This is a genomic window from Calditrichota bacterium (assembly GCA_016867835.1).
In the GTDB taxonomy this organism is placed as follows: Bacteria; Electryoneota; AABM5-125-24; order Hatepunaeales; family Hatepunaeaceae; genus VGIQ01.
Window position 1 is genome coordinate 1 of the sequence record VGIQ01000013.1, and the last position, 18,572, is coordinate 18,572.

At 60.2% G+C, this 18,572-nt stretch carries 13 protein-coding genes; 6 read left to right on the top strand and 7 right to left on the bottom strand.

Features of this window, described 5'->3' with window-relative positions; all coding sequences use genetic code 11:
• Positions 1 to 550, top strand: a 550-nt coding sequence (locus tag FJY67_02675; protein MBM3328361.1) for an ABC transporter permease, incomplete at its 5' end; no start/stop codon positions are given.
• An 8-nt stretch (positions 551 to 558) separates the two neighbouring features.
• Here FJY67_02675 and FJY67_02680 read toward each other — a convergent pair.
• The 5 genes from FJY67_02680 to FJY67_02700 form a co-directional block, all read right to left on the bottom strand.
• On the bottom strand, positions 559 to 1,341 hold the full coding sequence (locus FJY67_02680; GenBank protein MBM3328362.1) for a hypothetical protein: 783 nt from the start codon (positions 1,339 to 1,341) through the stop codon (positions 559 to 561).
• Positions 1,338 to 1,748 (bottom strand): holo-[acyl-carrier-protein] synthase, encoded by a 411-nt coding sequence (gene acpS, locus FJY67_02685; GenBank protein ID MBM3328363.1) that lies wholly within the window; start codon positions 1,746 to 1,748, stop codon positions 1,338 to 1,340. Before acpS ends, FJY67_02680 begins: the two co-directional genes overlap by 4 nt.
• A complete protein-coding gene (locus FJY67_02690; protein MBM3328364.1) occupies positions 1,745 to 2,509 on the bottom strand; it encodes a hypothetical protein in 765 nt (254 codons plus the stop codon). Before FJY67_02690 ends, acpS begins: the two co-directional genes overlap by 4 nt.
• 5 nt (positions 2,510 to 2,514) lie before the next feature.
• Entirely contained in the window at positions 2,515 to 3,441 is a 927-nt protein-coding gene (argF, locus tag FJY67_02695; GenBank protein MBM3328365.1) for an ornithine carbamoyltransferase, read from the bottom strand.
• 124 nt (positions 3,442 to 3,565) lie between these two features.
• Entirely contained in the window at positions 3,566 to 6,268 is a 2,703-nt protein-coding gene (locus tag FJY67_02700; protein MBM3328366.1) for an LPS-assembly protein LptD, read from the bottom strand.
• Between the two features lie 135 nt (positions 6,269 to 6,403).
• On the opposite strand from FJY67_02700, the gene FJY67_02705 reads away from it, so the two are divergent.
• The 5 genes from FJY67_02705 to FJY67_02725 all read left to right on the top strand — a co-directional run bounded on the left by FJY67_02705 (position 6,404) and on the right by FJY67_02725 (position 17,346).
• On the top strand, positions 6,404 to 7,825 hold the full coding sequence (locus tag FJY67_02705; protein MBM3328367.1) for a TolC family protein: 1,422 nt from the start codon (positions 6,404 to 6,406) through the stop codon (positions 7,823 to 7,825).
• Entirely contained in the window at positions 7,822 to 9,282 is a 1,461-nt protein-coding gene (locus FJY67_02710; GenBank protein MBM3328368.1) for an HlyD family efflux transporter periplasmic adaptor subunit, read from the top strand. Before FJY67_02705 ends, FJY67_02710 begins: the two co-directional genes overlap by 4 nt.
• A 38-nt stretch (positions 9,283 to 9,320) precedes the next feature.
• Complete coding sequence (locus tag FJY67_02715; protein MBM3328369.1) at positions 9,321 to 12,596, top strand: efflux RND transporter permease subunit; 3,276 nt, start codon at positions 9,321 to 9,323, stop codon at positions 12,594 to 12,596.
• A gap of 302 nt (positions 12,597 to 12,898) precedes the next feature.
• Entirely contained in the window at positions 12,899 to 13,684 is a 786-nt protein-coding gene (locus FJY67_02720) for a glutamate racemase (protein MBM3328370.1), read from the top strand.
• A 38-nt stretch (positions 13,685 to 13,722) separates the two neighbouring features.
• A complete protein-coding gene (locus FJY67_02725; GenBank protein MBM3328371.1) occupies positions 13,723 to 17,346 on the top strand; it encodes a hypothetical protein in 3,624 nt (1,207 codons plus the stop codon).
• 345 nt (positions 17,347 to 17,691) lie between these two features.
• Here FJY67_02725 and FJY67_02730 read toward each other — a convergent pair whose 3' ends face one another.
• Positions 17,692 to 18,144, bottom strand: a complete 453-nt coding sequence (locus tag FJY67_02730) for a hypothetical protein (GenBank protein ID MBM3328372.1) — start codon at positions 18,142 to 18,144, stop codon at positions 17,692 to 17,694.
• A 9-nt stretch (positions 18,145 to 18,153) separates the two neighbouring features.
• Positions 18,154 to 18,567: a flagellar export chaperone FliS gene (gene fliS, locus FJY67_02735; GenBank protein ID MBM3328373.1), complete on the bottom strand. Its 414-nt coding sequence runs from the start codon at positions 18,565 to 18,567 to the stop codon at positions 18,154 to 18,156.
• Positions 18,568 to 18,572 lie beyond the last annotated feature (5 nt).

The window sequence follows — 18,572 nt, forward strand, 5'->3', positions numbered from 1 at the left end:
CAACCTTGAGCGCTACCTGATGACGCCGATGCCACGCGCAGCACTGCTGTTGGGAATGGCGCTCGGCGGAATCTATATGACCGGGACCCGGGCGCTGCTGATCTATTTGGCGAGCAAGTTGTGGTTCAAGGTCTCCTTCCCGGTGGCAGATCCGTGGCTCGCGCTGGCGGTCTTTGCAGCGACCATGGCCGCGCTCTACGGGCTCGGAATGGCGATAAGTTCGCTCTTTTTTATGGCCGGTCGAGGCGTCTTCAATGCCCTCGGCCTGATGATGGAACCGATTTTCTTTCTCGGCGGGTTCTACTTCCCGGTGAAGTATCTCGGCCTATTTGCCTGGGCGGCGGCATCACTCATCCCGACCACGCTTGGCCTCGATGCCTTGCGTCAAACGATGACCGGCGCTTATCGGACTGGTTTGTTGGCTCCGGAGATCGAACTTGCAATCTTGAGCGGGATGGCGGTCGTCTTCATCACGCTATCAATCTGGGCGGTGGCAAGATTAGAGGAGATGGGTCGTCGGGAGGGAAAGTTAATCTTGAAAAATCAATAACGACCTGGTCACCTGCCACTCCAGAGGCGCGCCGCAAGACGCGGAAACTCCCCCGCGTCGATAGCCAACCTAAGTCCATCCACCTCCAGTTGCGCCAGCCCCATTCGGATAAGGACGTCAACCGCACTGCCAAGTCGCTCAGGCTCCATCGGCAGGTGCCGATGCTCGGGCCTTACTCCGGCGAGAAAGGTTACGATGTCCGGCGGCAATCGCCCCTGATGATTAAGACGAGTCTCCAACGCCACAGCCCATACCAGTTCCCGTGACGCATAGACGCGTCCGCCATCGGACAGGTAGCCCACCCCCATCGTTCCCGCCCAGTGCCAACGTTCGATGATGGGACATTCCCTACAGTCAAGGTTGAGCCGTCTTAGCAGGGCAAGCGCAGATTTTGATAGCATTCCCGGTCGTAGGTCGGCAGGACAGGCAATTCCAGCCCAGGCAAGGCTGTTGCGAAGCAACTCTGTTTCCAGCGACGACAGGGTTCCTTGCGCCAGGCAGTTCAGCAAATGTCGTGTCGTTTCACGGATTGCGTCGTCGGCAAAGGTGAGCGCCGCCAGCCGCAGCGATGATGTTGTAACGACCGGCCCATACCAACCGTAGCGCTGTGCTCCGGACCAGACCTTGTTCCAGGTGCGATCAGCGGGATGCGCATCCCGCATAAGGCGATAGGTGTTGATGCCATCGCTTGTGACGATAGCCTCTCGAATCCGTTCGACCTTGACCGACGATAGCAAACCTCCAGACAACGACCGCTCAAGTATCTGCCGGGCGAGCGCCTGCCATTTCATCCCGGCCCCGCTTCACGGCTCTGCAGCGCGACGACCACTGCGACCGCTGCGCCGCCATCGTGAGTCAGGCTGACCGAGGTTGAAGCCCAGCCGAGCCGACGACTGATGCGGAGCGCACGACCATGAAGGACGAGCACCGGCTTGCCGTTTGATTCGTGCAAGACCTCCATTTCCCGCCAGCCGACGCCCCTAAGGCCCGTCCCGAGTGCCTTGGAACATGCTTCCTTGGCCGCGATCAACGCTGCCATGCGCTCGACGCGCCCGCGGCACTGGGCGTTTTCGTGGACCGTGAAGAATCTCCGAACGAACCGTCCGTTCCAGCGTTCGTAGAGCCGTTCGACGCGGGCGATCTCAACGATGTCGATCCCGGTCGTGACGGTGAATGGCGGCGGAGGTGTGCGGGTCATTTGATCCCGATTCGCGTGCCGGCCGGAACGCCTGACGCGGTGATGGCTCGCGCTTCGGCGATGACAAACATCCGTCCTGATGAACTCCGCTCCAGGCAAAAGAGCCAGCCTTTGCGGTCGGTATGCGGCGTCAAGTCGGGACGTTGAATGAGTAAGTCCATCATGTTGCCGGGTGCAGATGCGTTTCCATCCTGCAGTCGGTCGTATCCTTCTTGCAGACGCTGGACGACACTGCGAATGGCCTGCAGTTCCTCCAGGCGCCGTGCCAATGCGACGTCAAATCCCTGCAAACGGCCCGCAACCAACGGGTCCAAGCGAATTGCCGCTTCAAAGAGGTTCAACCCGCCGTCGCCGGTCATCTTCAGATATTCGACGCCCCGATTCCAAAGCAGCGCGGCTACCTCGCTTCTAAGGACCGGATCGTTGACGAGCGCGCTGTCGAGCAGCTGAATGGCCTCTTGCGTCCGGCGCTTCTCCCGGATAACCTGCGACGCGGCAGCAAAAAGCAACCTCCCGGCGTCGGCCGAGTCGAGGCTGGCGCGATGCAGCGCGTCAAATCCTTCATCCGTCGCACCCTCTACCAGCAGTGCTGTTGCTCGCAAGCGATCTGCTTCCGGACTATTCCCCAGCGACGACAATCGCTCGAGTGCTCCGACGTAGTCTCCCGACGCAATCAGACCGCGCGCCACGAATAGCCCGTTCTCATTGCAGGACGTTAGCAATCCTGCAGTGAACAGTGCGACCACGGCGCTACGGTTCATCCGGCCTACGCCCTTCCAAGGCACCATAGTATCAGCGATTTCTGCCCGTGCAAACGGTTTTCGGCCTGATCGAAGACGACCGAATGGGGGCCTTCGATCACTCCGTCGGTAATCTCGCGCCCCCGCTCGGCGGGAAGGCAGTGCATCACAAGGCAGTGTGGCGAAGCGGCTTCAAGTAGTCGCTCGTCGAGTCGATATGGCTCGAGCAGAGACGCCCGTTCGCCAACTTTCTCCTTCTCTCCCATCGAAGCCCAGACGTCGGTGTATAGGACATCGGCACCCCGGGCGGCCGCGAGCGGGTCGTCGGTTATGGTGATCCGGCCACGGGCGCCGTCGGTCATCGCTTCGACAAAATCGCTGCCGGGATCGGTTTCGGGACGGGTGCCGACCCAGAGATCGATATCGAGCCGGTTGGCAGCGCCGATCCAGGAACGGGCAACGTTGTTGCCATCGCCGAGGTAGGCGATCTTGAGGCCTTCGACGGTCTGCAACTTCTCAAAGATCGTCAGCAGGTCGCAGAAGATTTGGCAGGGATGCTCGAGGTCGGTCAGAGCGTTGATGACCGGCACCGGTGCATAGTGAGCAAGTTCGACGACGTCCGACTGTTTGAAAGTGCGGATGACGATCAGTTGAGCGAACCGGCTTAAGACGCGCGCAACATCAGCGGTCGTTTCCCGTTTACCCAACTCGATCTCGCGGTCGGTAATGAACATCGCATTTCCGCCCAATTGCCGGATGCCGACCTCGAAGGATAACCGCGTCCGGAGACTTGGCTTGTGGAAGATGAGCGCGGCCTCTTCCCCACTGAGCGGCGTTGGACATTCGCCGGAACGGGTGCGGTCCTTGAGGTGGACAGCGTGATGGAGGAGATGGAGCAGATCGGCTCGCGTGAGGTCGGTCAGATTGAGAAAGTCTCGGGGCTGATTTGACATAGGTGGTAATGTGTGATATGGATTATAGTTACTACTTGGTGCTGTTAGTTCTTGTCTTCTCCCACCTGCTTCGCGGGGGGGTGTATAGACCGGACTGATGGGTAACAAACTGCACCAAGTCGTGCTAACGGAATGGAAGGAATCCACCTCCCGGCCCCTCGCGCTTCTCCACTTTCACATCCCGCAACTGCTGCGCTTTGACCGAGATGTTCAGATAATAACCCTGTCCAACGCCGGTCGGATTCCAGGTAAAACTGCCCTGCCAGCAATGAAGATCGCGCTGGATACTGATGCTGACTGCAGAGATTTGTTGGTTGACAAAATCGTAGGTGAACGAGTTGCCGACCTTCCAATTTTTCGTCGCCTGCAGATCTAAGTTGAACGACCCCCAGACATCGCGGGTGATGTCGTTCGGATTCGATCGCCGCTCTCCGTAGCGAAGCGAAACACCGGACTGCCACGGCATCGGAGAAGGCTTCCAGTCTGGCGGTGTTGCAATCCGCCGGGCCGTGTCGGAGAGCGCCGTTCGTGAAGTGTCGCGCGGTGTCGGCTTAGCCGCTCCGCCGCTGAACTTGAGCGACGTCGTCAGATTGAAGGATAGAAGCCGCAGTCCGTTCGGCGCCGGCTTTTCGACCGCATAGTAATCGGCACCGCCATCAGGTCTCGGTATAGCCTCAAGGCCGTAGAAACTGTGGCTCGCGGTCAAATCGAAACCGAGCCCCGATACACCGGGCAGGACGCCCTCTCCCATCGGACGAATGCGCAGTGAGGTCGCCAGATCCGACCATTTCATCGAGTCGGCAGCGAAGTTATGCGACGTCCCCATCCCGACGCTGAAGAGTTCCCCCTTGACCTCTTTCTCCTTCACCAGCCGCTTGTATTCGAAGAGGTTCTCCATACCGATGGAGAGCGCTTCATGCTTGCCACGCGGCGTCGCGCCGTAGAGGTTTCCGCCAAAGCGGTCGTAGTAGAGCCTTCGCCCCGACGTGCCCTCGAAGCGGTCGTAATAACCCCACTCCGGGTCCGAAAAGTCGGGTATCCAGGTGAAACCGAGCGACGGCGACAAGGTATGCCGGATCGCCTGCACACCGAATATGCGCGGCCGAAAGATGCCGTAGAGCCGGGTCGATAGACCGATCCCGGTGCTAAAGGTTCTACGAGTCCGAAACTCTTTATGTTTCGTCGTATCGACCCGCCCGGCGCTGTCCCGCTCGAAGGTGAACCATTCATCCTGCCAGGTCTCGGTATAGGAAATACGCGGTGTCAGAGCCAGAACGCCGAACGGCTTGAACGATCCGGTGAAGCCAAGGTCATGCCGGATGCCGCCTTGGGCTCGTGAGATTTTCGATTCGTCAAGGAGCCGGATCAGCGAGTCGCCCGATTCTACAAACCGGGTCGTCTTCACCGGCGTAACGGTCGATCGGTTTTGCCCCTGGCCGCGATAATTCCAGAAGATACCGTGCCACCACGCCTGCTCGTCGGGCTTGGAGCCTTCCGGCGGTGGAATGAGCGGCGACTGGCTGCGGCTGAATGAGGCTTGCGGTAGAACGATCGTTTCCCTGCCGGTGGCGAGATTCCGGTCGTGATGGAGGTTGAGCGAGCCGCTGTAGGGTGTCCCGGCCCAGCGCTTATTGAACGTCGCGTCGGAGCGGACCTCCTGCCGCAGGCGGTCGTCAAGGTTGTGGTAGTAGTCCTTATAGACCGTCGCATCGGAGACGAAAGTCGCCGCGATAATCAGGTTGGCGGTCGGCGAGAGTTCGTGCGAATGGTTGAGCGTCAAGTCCCACTGCCGCTTGCGGACGGCGCCCTCCTGGCGGTTGATGTAGGAGCCGGCGAGGCTGCCGCGCAGGAGATAGCGCAGCGCATAGGAGAGGTTTGCGCCGGTCAGAATGCCATAACGCTCGTAGTAATCTATCCGCGCCTGGGCATCCCAATAGTCGTTAGGGGCGTAGTAGTAGCCGAGACCGGTGAAATACCTCCCCTGCGAGGACGATTCGCCATAGGTTGGCACAATAAGCCCCGACCTCCGTCCACCGCGCGCGGGGAAAACCCCGAACGGCACTATTGCCACCGGAACCGGCCCAAACATCAGCACTACCGGTCGAGCGATCACCTTGTCCTTGACCACGAGTTTCATATCGCGGCTCCAGAACGAATAGTGCGGATCCGAGAGGTCGCAGGTGGTGTAGTATCCCGTCCGGATGTTGTAGATCTCCGGATCGACCCGCTTGATCGTCCCGCCCCGATAGCGCCCTTGCTGGTAGTCGGTTTCGCCGGCCTTTACGACGCCCTGCCGGGTCTTTAGGTCATAGGTGAGTTCGCGGCCGGTCACGACCTGTTCGCCATCGATCATTTTCACCGGGCGGGGTCGTTTCGGAAGCGGGCGCGTGGTGCGATCTTCCGCCTCAACACTGGAACTATCCCCCGTTTCGGTCGTATCTTCAAGGACGGCGGGAAGTTCAATTTCTAACCGATCGTCCTGTGCGAGCGCCGAGTCGCTCCGGGCGGTCAAATGGTCGTCCTGCCAGCGGACGTCGATCCGGGCGGCTTCGAGTTCCATCGACTTGTAATGAATCCGGGCGTTCCCGTCGAAGCGGGTGAATCTCGGATCGAAAGTAAAGAGGATGCGGTCGGCGGAGTAGATCAGGACGCTGTCAATTCCAGCCGCAGGAGGTTTCAACGACGGGACAAGGGTATCGCCGGCGGTTGTATCGGGCATTTCCGGTAGGACCGAAGCGTCCGGAATCTCACCTTGAGCACCGGCAACTGGAGCGCAAATTGCAACTAAAGTGAGGCCGATAATGAGGATGACGATTTGGAGTCCCAACGAATATGAAGTACGGCGTGTAGTATCTAATAGGTTGACGATCGAACAGTCCCCAACTCTGTAATCGGCTCTCAAAGCGAATAAACGATTCAATTTACACTTGAATACCGTTCCAGTCCAATCTTCCGGCGGGCAGTGAAGCCCCGGAAACCTTTCCTTACCAGGTCCTATACTGCAGCAGCCGTAGCCTCAACACTTGCGCTACTGGCACTGCCGCACTTCCTCATTGCGCTCGATCAGGTCCCGCCCGAAGCCGATCCCGCCCGTGCCGACAGCATTCTCCTTAGATTCATTCAGAAGTCGTGGTATGCGCACCCCGACCTCGATGCTATGAACCGGATGACCGACGCCGTCCGGGCTCGGGGCCGAATGACCTACTCGTGGATGAATCCGGAGTTTCGGGTCGGGGTGATGGGGCTGCCAGTCAGTTTCGACTTTCACGAAGACGAAGCTACTGCCGTAACCTTCGGCGTCGGGCAGAAGATTCCCTTTCCGGGCAAGAATCCCGCCGCTCGCCGCGCCTCTGATGCCGCCACTGCCGAATCGCGCCACGAACTCCTCCAGGCCCGCAGCGAAATGGCCGCGATGACGGCGATGGCTTATTACGATCTGGCCGGCGCTATCGAACAGCGAACCATCCTCGAGCAAGGCCGGCTCCTGATCGAGGAGATGATCGCCGCGGCGCAAATCATGACCGCTTCGGGGATGAGCGGCCAATCCGACATCCAGCGCGCGCGCCTCGAACTACAGGAGTGGCAGATTCGAATCTTCGCCGCCGAGGGACTGATCGGCAGCAAGCGCGCCGAACTGGCTTATGCCGTCGGCGCCGAAGACCTGACCGAAGATGAGTTGGAGCAGGTGCACCTCCCGTCCGACTTCCCCCGCATTCTACCGGTTGACTCGCTGCTTGAGAGGGACGTCATCGACCGGACACCTGTCGTTCGGAATGCCCTTGCCACTGCTAAAGTCTCCGAACTGGCTCTAAAGCGCGCGCAACTCGAGTATTATCCCGACGTCGAACTGATGCTCAACTATGACCTGAGAAGTTACGTCAACACCCCCGGCGGCATCGATGAGCATGGTGAGCCCGTGATGCCAGGCCGGATGGATATGGATGATATGATCTCGGTCGAACTTTCGTTCCCACTGCCGCTATGGCGCAAGGGGAACCAGGACGCGCAAGTAGAGGAGATGCGCGCGATGCACCGGAGGTCGCTGGCAACCGTCGCCGACGCTCGTCTCGCCGAAATCAAGCGCATCCGGGAACTGCACGTACGGTGGAAGGAGCAGGCCGACTGCTGTGAGTTCGTCCGGACCGATCTCCTCGTCTCGTCGGAGGCTCTATATAAGGCGGCGCTTGCGGACTACCGATCCGGCAAAGCCGACCTGATGGCCCTGACCGAGGCGCGAATGAAGAAGATCATGGCTGAAATGGAGTGGACGATGTCCCTGGCTGAAGTTTGGGCGCTGCGCGGGCAAATCATGGCCCGCCTCGGGAGCGGAGGGTTTGCTCCCGACAGCCCCGAGTTATCAAGAGCGGAGGAACCGTCGCAATGAGCGAACCGCGCAAGATACCATCCTGGCTGGTGATCCTCATCGCGGCCAGTCTCGTGCTGAACGGCATCTTGATCGCCGGCCGGTTCATGAGCCGGTCTGGAGGCGCATCCGATGGCGCCGCAAATTCCGGCGATCTCTACGTCTGCCCGATGCACCCGCAGGTAACCTCCAACCGCCCGGCCGATTGTCCCATCTGCGGAATGAAACTGGTAAAGCGGCAGGCTTCCGGCGGCGGCAGCGAAGTTGCTGCGCTTGCCGGGACGGTCTCGCTCGACCCGACCCAGCGCGTCCTCGCCAACGTGAAGACCGGCCGCCCGGAGCGATTGACGTTCAAGCCGGGACTTGAAGTGCCGGGGGTGATCGCGGCGCGCGATGAAGGCCGCTGGCGCGTCTCAACTCGCGCCATGGGCCGCGTCGAACGGCTCTATGTCTCAACACCGGGAATGGAGGTCCGGGCCGGTGATCCGCTTTACGACCTCTACAGTCCCGATCTTGCCTCGGCGGCACGGGAATATCAAGTCGCCGGCTGGTATCCCGACACGTCCGTCCGGCAGGAGTTTCTTGCCGCCGCCCGAGCCAAACTGCTCGGGCTCGGCCTCGAACCGGGTCATATCGAAAGCGTCTCCCGCGGCGTAGAGACGGCTGAAACCTTCACCTTTCACGCCGCATCGAACGGCACGCTCATCGAACGGCTCGCGGCCGAGGGCGACTGGCTGATGTCGGGGATGGGGCTGCTGGAGTTCGCCGACCTGTCCGAAGTATGGGTCGAAGCGGCGGTGTCGGAGCAGGACATCCCTGCTGTCCGGGTGGGAATGGAGGTCGAAATCATGGCCGGCAAATCCGGAACAGACCTGTTGAACGCAACAGGCCGAATCGTCAGCCTCTCGCCGTCGCTCGATACCGGGCTGCGAAGGCTGAACTTCCGCGCCCTCCTCTCGAATCGCAGCGGTCGATGGCAGGTCGGGCAGTTCGTAAAGGTCCGTATTGCCACACATAAGGCATCCGAAGCGCTGGCTCTGCCCGAAGACGCCCTCCTCGTCTCGGGACGGGGGACCGCGGTCTGGGTCGAAGTCGAACCGGGGCATTACGAGCCGCGCCACGTAACGACCGGCTCCCGTCAGGACGGTATGGTCGCGGTCCTGGACGGGATTACGATAGACGATGTCGTCGTCTTCTCAGGCGGCTATCTGATCGACAGCGATGCGCAGATTAAACGGCTCGGCTCGGGGCACAATCACGGTGCGAAAGTGAGTCCTGGTGAAGAGCAAATGAGCGGAGCGTCGGACAATTCAGGGAAGGTGGAGAGCCATCAAGACCACTCCGGACACGGCGAAGCAAAGCCTGCCAAGAAGTCTGAAGGGGCTTATTACTGCCCCATGGACCCGGAGGTATCCTCGGACCAGCCGGGCGAACGGTGCCCCAAGTGCGGGATGTTTCTGGTGAAACGGGAGGGATAGTTCCAAGGCATGGTCCATAACCCAAAGCCTGACGTTCTATGATTGAACGGCTGATCGAATGGAGCCTCCGCAATCGGGCGATTGTCCTTATGACGACGCTCTTCCTGGTGCTCTGGGGCGTTTGGGCGCTCTACCGGACGCCGGTTGATGCGATTCCCGATCTATCGGACAATCAGGTCATTGTGATGACCGACTGGATGGGGCGCGCGCCGCGGCTGGTCGAGGATCAGGTAACCTATCCGCTCCAGACGGTGATGCAGGGTATGCCGCGGGTCAAAGCGGTGCGCGGACAGTCGATGTTCGGTCTTTCGATGGTCTATGTGATTTTCGACGACGACGTCGATATCTACTGGGCGCGGTCGCGGGTGCTCGAGAAGTTGAGCGAAATCCAGGGCCAATTGCCGCCTGGCGCCATGATGATGCTTGGCCCCGACGGCACCGGTGTCGGACATGTCTATTGGTATACTGTCGAGGGTAAAGACTACGATCTGGCGCAACTTCGCTCGATCCAGGACTGGTATCTAAGGCTCGGCCTTTCGTCGGTCGAAGGCGTTGCCGAGGTTGCATCCATCGGGGGCTTCGTCAAGGAGTATCAGGTCGAACTCGACCCCGCCAAACTGATCTCCTACGGCGTTTCAACGATGGAGGTGATGGATGCCGTCCGTAACTCCAATATCGACGTCGGCGGCGGTCTGGTCGAACGTTCCTCGATGGAATACCTGATCCGCAGTCTCGGCTATGTCCAGCGGAAGCAGGACCTTGAGCAAATCGTCATTCGTGCCGGCGCAGGCGGTGTGCCGATCACCGTCGGCGATGTGGCCACGGTGCAGATGGGCGGGCGCATCCGGAGAGGGCTGCTCGACAAAGACGGCGAAGGCGAGGTCGCCGGAGGCATCATCGTAATGCGCTATGGCGAGAACGCCAGCGATGTGATCGACCGCGTCAAGGTGCGCCTGGACGAACTGCGACGCGGCCTGCCGCCCGGCGTCGAAGTTAAGATGGCCTACGACCGCTCGGATTTGATCGTCCGTGCCGTCAACACTCTCCGCAATACGCTGATCGAGGAAATCCTGATCGTCTGCGCGGTGATCATGATCTTCCTCCTGCACTTCCGCTCGGCGCTGGTGGTGATCATCGCGCTCCCGATTGCGGTCGTCGCGTCGTTCATCGCAATGTATTACCTGAAGGTTTCGTCGAACCTGATGTCGCTCTCGGGAATCGCCATTGCTATCGGAGTGATGGTCGACGCCGGGATCATCGTTATGGAGAATGCCTACCGACACCTCTCTGAGGGCGGTGAAGCCGCCCGGCGCGACATTATCGGAACGGTGGCGGCGTCGTGCCGGACGGTCGGGCGGCCGATCTTCTTTTCGATGGCGATCATCGTGCTCTCGTTCGTGCCGGTCTTCCTCCTTGAAGGGCAGGAAGGGAAACTCTTTTTCCCCCTGGCTATGACCAAGACCGCGGCAATGGCTTTCTCGGCATTTCTTGCAGTTACCTTGGTGCCGGTGCTCTGCACGTTCTTCCTGCGCGGCAAACTCCGCCCCGAAGATGCCAACCCGCTCAATCGCTACCTCAACTCCCTCTACCGGCCGGTTCTGGCTTGGGCGCTGAAGTTCAAGTGGACGACTATCGCCATCAACGCGGGGGTGCTGGTCTTCACCGCCTGGCTGGCATTCAGGATCGGGAGCGAGTTCATGCCGGCGCTCGACGAGGGCAGTCTCCTATTTATGCCGACGACGCTCCCCAACGTCTCAATCACCGAGGCAAAGCGGATCCTTCAGGTCCAGGACAAGATCATTAGGTCGATTCCGGAGGTCGATCTGGTGCTCGGCAAGGTCGGCCGGGCCGAAACGGCGACCGATCCGGCGCCGGTCTCGATGATTGAGACGATTATCCTCCTGAAGCCGCATCACGAGTGGCGCAAAGGCCTCACCCGCGACGACCTGATCGCCGAAATGGATGCCAAACTGCAGATTCCCGGCGTCGCCAACGGCTGGACGCAGCCGATCATCAACCGGATCAACATGCTGGCGACCGGCGTTCGGACCGACCTCGGGATCAAGATCTTCGGGCCCGATCTGGTGGAACTGGAGAGGCTCGCCATCGAAGCCGAGAACATCGTCAAGAAAGTGCCCGGCGCAGCGGACGTTTTTGCCGAGCGGACCATCGGCGGCAACTATATCGACATCATCCCCGACCGGGCGGCTCTGGCGCGCTATGGCCTTACGGTCGGCGAGGTCCAGTCGGTGATCGAAGCCGCAGCCGGGGGGATGATTGCCACCACCACCGTCGAAGGCCGCGATCGCTATCCGGTGCGGATTCGCTATGCGCGTGACTTTCGCGACTCGCCGGAGGAACTTGGAAAGATCCTGCTGTCGGTCCGCATCGCCGGCTCAAGCGGTGTATCACCGGGAGCGATGAGCGGAATGGGAGGAGGTGCCTCATCTTCGTTTGCGACCGCCTCGAGCGGACGTCCCCTCGCCGTCTCGGCGGTCGGAGCCGCCTTCATACCGCTCTCGGCAGTAGCCGCAATCCGCGTCGCCGACGGCCCGCCGATGATCAGTTCCGAGAACTCGCTGCCGCGCTCGGTCGTTTTTCTCAACGTGCGGGGGCGCGATCTGGGTGGATTCGTTTCCGAAGCAATGGCGACCCTAAAGGCGGAGTTACAACTTCCGCCCGGCTACTTCGTCCAATGGTCGGGACAGTGGGAGCATCAGGTGCGAGCCCGGCAGCGGCTAATGATCATCGCGCCGCTGGGGTTGGTTCTTATCTTGATCCTGCTATACTTTGTCTTCCGCTCCTGGACCGAAGCCGGCCTGGTGATGCTCTCGGTGCCATTTTCGCTGACCGGCGGTGCGATCCTGATTGCGGCTCTCGGCTTCAACTGGAGCGTAGCCGTATGGGTGGGATTCATCGCTCTCTACGGGGTCGCCGTCGAGACTGGTGTGGTGATGGTCGTCTATCTGCACGAAGCGCTTAATCATGCCCTTCATAGGCAAGCGGGTAAGGACCTTGCGGTCGGGGAACGGGTGATGATCGGCCGGGATGACCTCTACGGGGCGATTATGACCGGCTCGGTCGCGCGGCTTAGGCCCAAATTGATGACTGTAGGCACCTCTATGATTGGCCTGTTGCCGATTTTATGGTCGCACGGCACCGGCGCCGACCTTATGCAGCCTATAGCCGCTCCGATGATCGGCGGGCTGCTCACATCGGCGGTGCACGTCTTGATCGTAACACCGGTCATCTTTGCCCTAATGAAGGAACGTGAACTCCGGCAGGGTGGAATCAAGTATGCGGAAATGGGATGAGGGAGGATCAAGGCTCAAGGCTCAAGGCTTAAGGCTTAAGGTTTTGACTTTGAACGCCGTGGCGAGTAATCAGCATAAATGATCGTGCAGAAAAGAGTTGACTTAGAGGGCGGACATTCTTGTCCGCCCTGCCTAATAGGAACTTCTCATCAGGGCGGACAGGAACGTCCGCCCTCCAGGAACGGCAACAATAGACTGCACCACTTGATATTGGCAGAACCCATCCATTATTCTCTCTCATACGAGACGCAAGAGAACACAGCGTCCAGCTACAGGACATAAGCCTTGAGCCATAAGCCCCGATGATTGGCATCTTCGATTCCGGTATCGGCGGACTCACCGTCGCTGCGGCAATCCGGCAACTACTGCCGGCCGAGCGTTTGCTCTACCTCGGCGACACCGCCCGCGTTCCTTACGGGACGAAATCACCGACGGTGATCCGGCGCTATGCGCTCGAGTGCACCATGTATCTCTTGGAGCAAGGCGTCAAAGCCGTCGTGGTGGCATGCAACACCGTCTCTGCGGTGGCTTTGCCGCGCCTTCGCGAGATGCTGAGCGTTCCGCTGATCGGCGTGATCGAACCGGGCGTGGAAGCGGGATTAAAGACGACCGTCAAGGGCCGGATAGGGATCCTCGGGACGCCCTCAACAATTGCGTCGCAGGCCTATCAATCCCGCCTCAAGGCGCTCCGTCCCGACGTCGTCCTGCGCAGCATTGCCTGTCCGCTCTTTGTGCCGCTGGCTGAGGAGGGACTGGGCGACTCGGAACTGGCACGACAAGCCGCCCGGTACTACCTATCGCCCTTGAAGCGAAACAAGATTGACACGCTGATCCTCGGCTGCACCCACTATCCGCTTCTGAAAAGCGCGATCCAGTCGGCGGTCGGAGATGACGTCCGACTGGTCGATTCAGCCGGGACGACCGCCGGAGTCGTCCGCGAAATCCTCCTGCGCGAAGGCCTCTTGCGCACTCACGGCAACGGCGGGATCGAATGCCTCTTCACCGACCTGGCGCCCCGATCGGAGGCCCGGCTGAACAGGTTCTTCGGTGGTCAGGTTGAGAAGATCCGCAAGGTTACGTTGGAATAACGACCGACCGCACCACCCTGTTTGACAACTGACCCTCCATGCCCTATCTTATAAGGATGGAAGCTTCCCCTTACCATCCATCCCGGAGCATCAGGAGAATCAAGATGTTCAGACTTAGCCCCACGCTGGTTGCGCTCTCTTTGCTGGCTGCCGCCTCTAACATTCATGCGCGCATTATCAACCTGCCCGACGACGCCGGGACGCTCCGCGCTGCCGTCGAAGCCGCCGATGCGGGTGACACGATCCTCGTCGCGCCGGGGGAATATCGGGGGGATGGCAACGTCAACGTCGGCATTGCGGAAGCGTTGACGCTCCTCTCGACGGATGGTCCACTCGAGACGATCTTCGACGGCGAAGGCGCCGATGCGCTGCGCGGCTTGACGGTGCAAGACGTCCCGATCCATATCGTTGGCTTGACCTTCACCCGGTTCACCGATGGAGCGGTGCAACTGAGCGGCAGCGAAGGTTTCTCGATCTCCGATTGCATCTTTACCCGGAATCAAAGATCCGCCGGTGGAACGCAGGGCGCGGCACTACTGCTTCTTGCGACATCGCGGGGGACGGTTGGGAGTTCGCTATTTGAGGAAAATGTGGCCGCCGGGTCGGGTGCGGCAATCTATGCCACTGTAAACTCCGCAGTCGGAGCAGCGGACTGCCAATTCCTCGGCAACCGGGCAGTGCGGTTCGGCGGCGCGGTCATCACCAACTCCGATGCCGCAGGTCGGTTCCAAAGATGTCTTTTTCAAGGCAACAGCGCGGGGATCGACGGCGGCGCGGTGACGTCGTCGGTGCGCGGTATATCGACCTTCGATTTCTGCACCTTTGTCGAAAACCGCGCCACCGGTCTGGGAGGCGCCATCTATGCCGGGTCGAATGCCAACCCGCAAATTTCCGACTGCATTTTTCAGGGCAACAGCGCCGAGCAGGGCGGCAACCACGTCTTCGGCCAGGAAGACCGGTCGGGGTTGATCACGATCGCCTTCAGTAACGTCGAGGGCGGCCTCGACGATGCCGGCAATGTCGAAGCCGGCGAAGGAATCATCGATGTCGAACCGCAGTTCGTCGAAGGCCGGCCGCCACTCTGGGGAAGCGGAGACTATTACCTCGATCCCGAAAGCGGCTGCATCGACGCCGGGTCGGGTGGGGCAGATGGCCTCGGGGTTGCCAATTTCACCACCCGCACTGACCTCGCCGGCGACGACGGCACCGCTGACCTCGGCTTCCACTACGATCCGGCCGCCATCCCCATCTACGGGCACCTCGTCGGTCGGGTTACCGACCTCCTGACCGGCGATCCGGTCGCTGGAGTTCGGATAATTTCAACCCTGCGCCAAAGTGCCGTAACCGACGACGACGGACGATTCGTCATCGCTCCCGCCCGCATCGGACGCTTCAGATTGACTGCCACGAAGGAGTGGTTCGCCGAAGCGGTCATTGAGGGCCTTGAACTGGCTGAAGACGAGACGCTCGCGGTCGATGTCGAACTTCGCCGCTCGATCTTCACGGCGCCCGACCGAATGCTCTCCGCGGCTGCCAACAGCGGCGATACGACCTTTGTAGCATTTAGTATATCGAATCCCGGCAACCATCCGGTCGAGTGGCGGGGCGAAACCCGCCTGCGTGAGGAGTTTAACGTCGCGCCTTGGGAGCGTCGCGAAACGCTGCCGGCCGGTGAATTGACGCGCGATTCCCGCCTGCAGGGCGTGGCGTTCGACGGCGAATTCTATTATGTCTCCGGATCCGCCGATGCCAACACTAATATCATCTATGTGTTTAACCGGCAGCGTGAACTGGTGCGGCAATTCAATCAGCCCGGCTTGACCGCAACCGGTATGCGGGATCTTGAATGGGACGGAGAACGGCTCTGGGGAGGCGACGAACGGGTTGTCTTTGGCATGACGCCCGACGGCGAAATCGAAGTGCGCTTCAATACGCCGATCAACCCCATCTCGGCGGTCGCCTGGGACGAGGAGCGAGGCTTGATCTGGGTCGCCGGGCTGACCCAGGATATGATTGGCTATGACCGCGAAGGCAACCGCCGCGCCGATCTAAGGCGTAACGGCTTGCGACTATATGGCATCAGTTACTGGCGCGGCGACCCCGACGGATTTCCGCTCTATGTGATGAACACCCCCGACGGCAATCATCCGGCGGTCCTTTTCAAGATGAATCCGGCGAACGCCGAGACCTTGCGGGTGGTCGATATTGCTGAGCGAGCCGTCGGATCCGCGGGAGGCATACAATTCAGCCTCGACTACGACGCCTATTCGGTCGTCCTGCTGCACCTCGCCAATGACGGCGCCAACGACCGGATCGACGTCTGGCAGGTAGATGCGAGGCGCGACTGGGCGTGGATCGAACCGGGAGGAGGCGTCATTGAAGGCGGTGAAGAAGCGGAAGTCATCCTCACTTTCGATGCCCGAAACCTGTCGAACGGCGTCTATGAAGGTGAGATATTTATTACCCATAATGCCTTTCCGGGCGAGACGACTGTTCCCTACGAGTTGGAAGTTACCGAGGGCCCGGTCCGTGCCGAACGGCGAGTCGATCTCCGTTTCGGATGGAACCTCGTTTCGGTCAACCTGACACCCGACGAGGATGATATCCGGGCTATCTTCGCGCCTTTGGTAGAAGCCGGGACACTCGCACTGGTGAAGGATGGCGCCGGCCGGTTCTATTCGCCAGGTCGCGACTTCAACAATATCCCCGGTTGGAACGGGTCCGAAGGCTACCGGGTGCGGATGCTCCGGCCAGGAAGGGTTAGTCTGACCGGGGTGACGATTCCTTCCGGCGAGCCGATTCCCCTTGCCCAAGGCTGGCAACTGGTCAGTTACTACCCACGCCGTGCCCTAGACCCGATGCGGGCCCTCGGCGGGCTTGGCGAAGCGCTTATCATCGCCAAAGACGGCGACGGCAATTTCTATGCGCCGGCTTGGAACTTCAGTTCGATGGGCAACCTGCGCGAAGGTCAGGGGTATGCTCTGAAGGTGTCCGAGGATGCCGAACTGGTTTGGGGAGGCGGGAATCAGGCGCAAGCCGGAGGGTTGGAAATCGTCCGCATCGAGGCGGCACCCTGCCTCTTTGAGCGTCCTTCTGCCACCGGCCATGACATGAGCCTGTTACTCCTGACCGATCCAGCCATAGTTGGCGAGGCGGCAGTTCAGACTCGTGACGGCCGTCTCGTAGGTGCGGCAGTAATGCGTAACGGCAGATGCGGCATCGCTGTCCGGGGCGACGACCCGGCTACGGCGGAAGTCGATGGAGCGCGGGAGGGGGAGCCTCTGGAGGTCGTGATAATGACCGCATCCGGGAACAATCACCGCATCGAGACGGATGTCGTCTATGTTTCAGATGGCTTTACGGTAATCGAGGCAGCCAGTTCTGAAGCAAATCTTCCCGAGACGTTGGAATTGCTGAGGATCCACCCCAATCCCTTCAATGCTGCACTAACAATCGAATTTGGACACCCGTTGGAGGGGAGGTATTCCCTTGCGGTCTATGACCTAAGTGGACGCAGGATAAAGGTATTGGAGGAAGGCGCGGGCGGACCCGGGTTGGGGCGGGCGATGTGGAAGGCTGGGGATGCACCGGCAGGGCTTTATCTGGTGCAACTGGTGACCCCCTCCCGACGCCTCGTCCGTAAGGCGACACTGCTGAAGTAGCAAAACAGGTTAGACCCAAACGAAACGCGACGCCTTCACGAGGCGTCGCGTTTCGTTTAGACCAGTCTTTCCGGCTCGCTTCGCGGCGGTGCGACCAGATGCGCGCCTGCCGAGCGTTCTATCAAACGCAGCCGGATCAAGACCTGCAGCACAGCAATGCGCACTCGCATCAGACCGATCCGGGTTCTCCACCCCCATAGCCAGATCATTTCTATCCCCATTTCAATGTTTCAATCGTTCGATGAGCCCCGCCGCTGGAGGCCGGTTCAATCCGCCTTCAGGAAACGACTATTTCAAAAATCAATATAGTCCACACTGTTAAAGTCAAGTGTGACGGCGGGCAATTTAGGCCTCGCGCTCAAATTTTCCCGCATTCTCGATCAGACCTTTGGCGATCTGCTCGCGGACTTCAGGTTGGTCATAGTAACCGGAAGCCAAGCGCTGGCGCAGTCCGGCAACTTCTTCCGTGGTGAGCGGCGGTATTGGATGACTCTCGGGATCCTGCGCCAGACGTCGCGCGGTTTCGGCTCGGACCTCAGATTGGTCGTAAAATCCACTCTTAAGTCGTGCTCGAGCGGCGTCAACTTTGTCCCGGCGAACATCGGGCAGGGCTTCATAGATCAGTTTGGTGCCGTTAAGGGCGCGGGCATCGGCTTCTGCCTGACGATTGATCTCAGCGCGATCGAAGGCTTCCTGAGAGGCAAGCGGAAAGCGCTCTTTGGGTGCTGCTTTCTCAACCGGGCGTGCCGGTGCAGCCGGTGCGACGCCGCGAAGGGGATGTTGGGGATCGATTTTCATCAGCGTCTCCTATGAAACTAAGGCCGCTGCAGGAGTAGCCTGCTGGCGGTTCTGACGGACCACCTCCCGCCAGGTCTCGCGCAAGTCTTCGAGCAGTTTGATTGCCATGTCGAGCGGCTCACTGGTGTTGCCGACATTTGCTAGCGTGATCTGACGTTCAATATAGGCATAGGCTTCACCCAGAGCCGCCGCCACTTCGCCACCGGCGTCGGGTCGCAGCGACGAGCGAAGCTCGCCGACGATGTCGAAGGCTCGTGCGAGCCATTTACCCCGCGCGACCTTGTCGCCTTTGGCTATGCACTCAGCAGCCGCCCGACAGAACCGGATCGCGGCGTCATACGAAGCCAGAATGAGAGCGCCCTGGTCGGCAGTGTCGTAGCGCACCTGATTGTAGCGCTGATAGGGATTGTAGGTAGTCATCAATATAC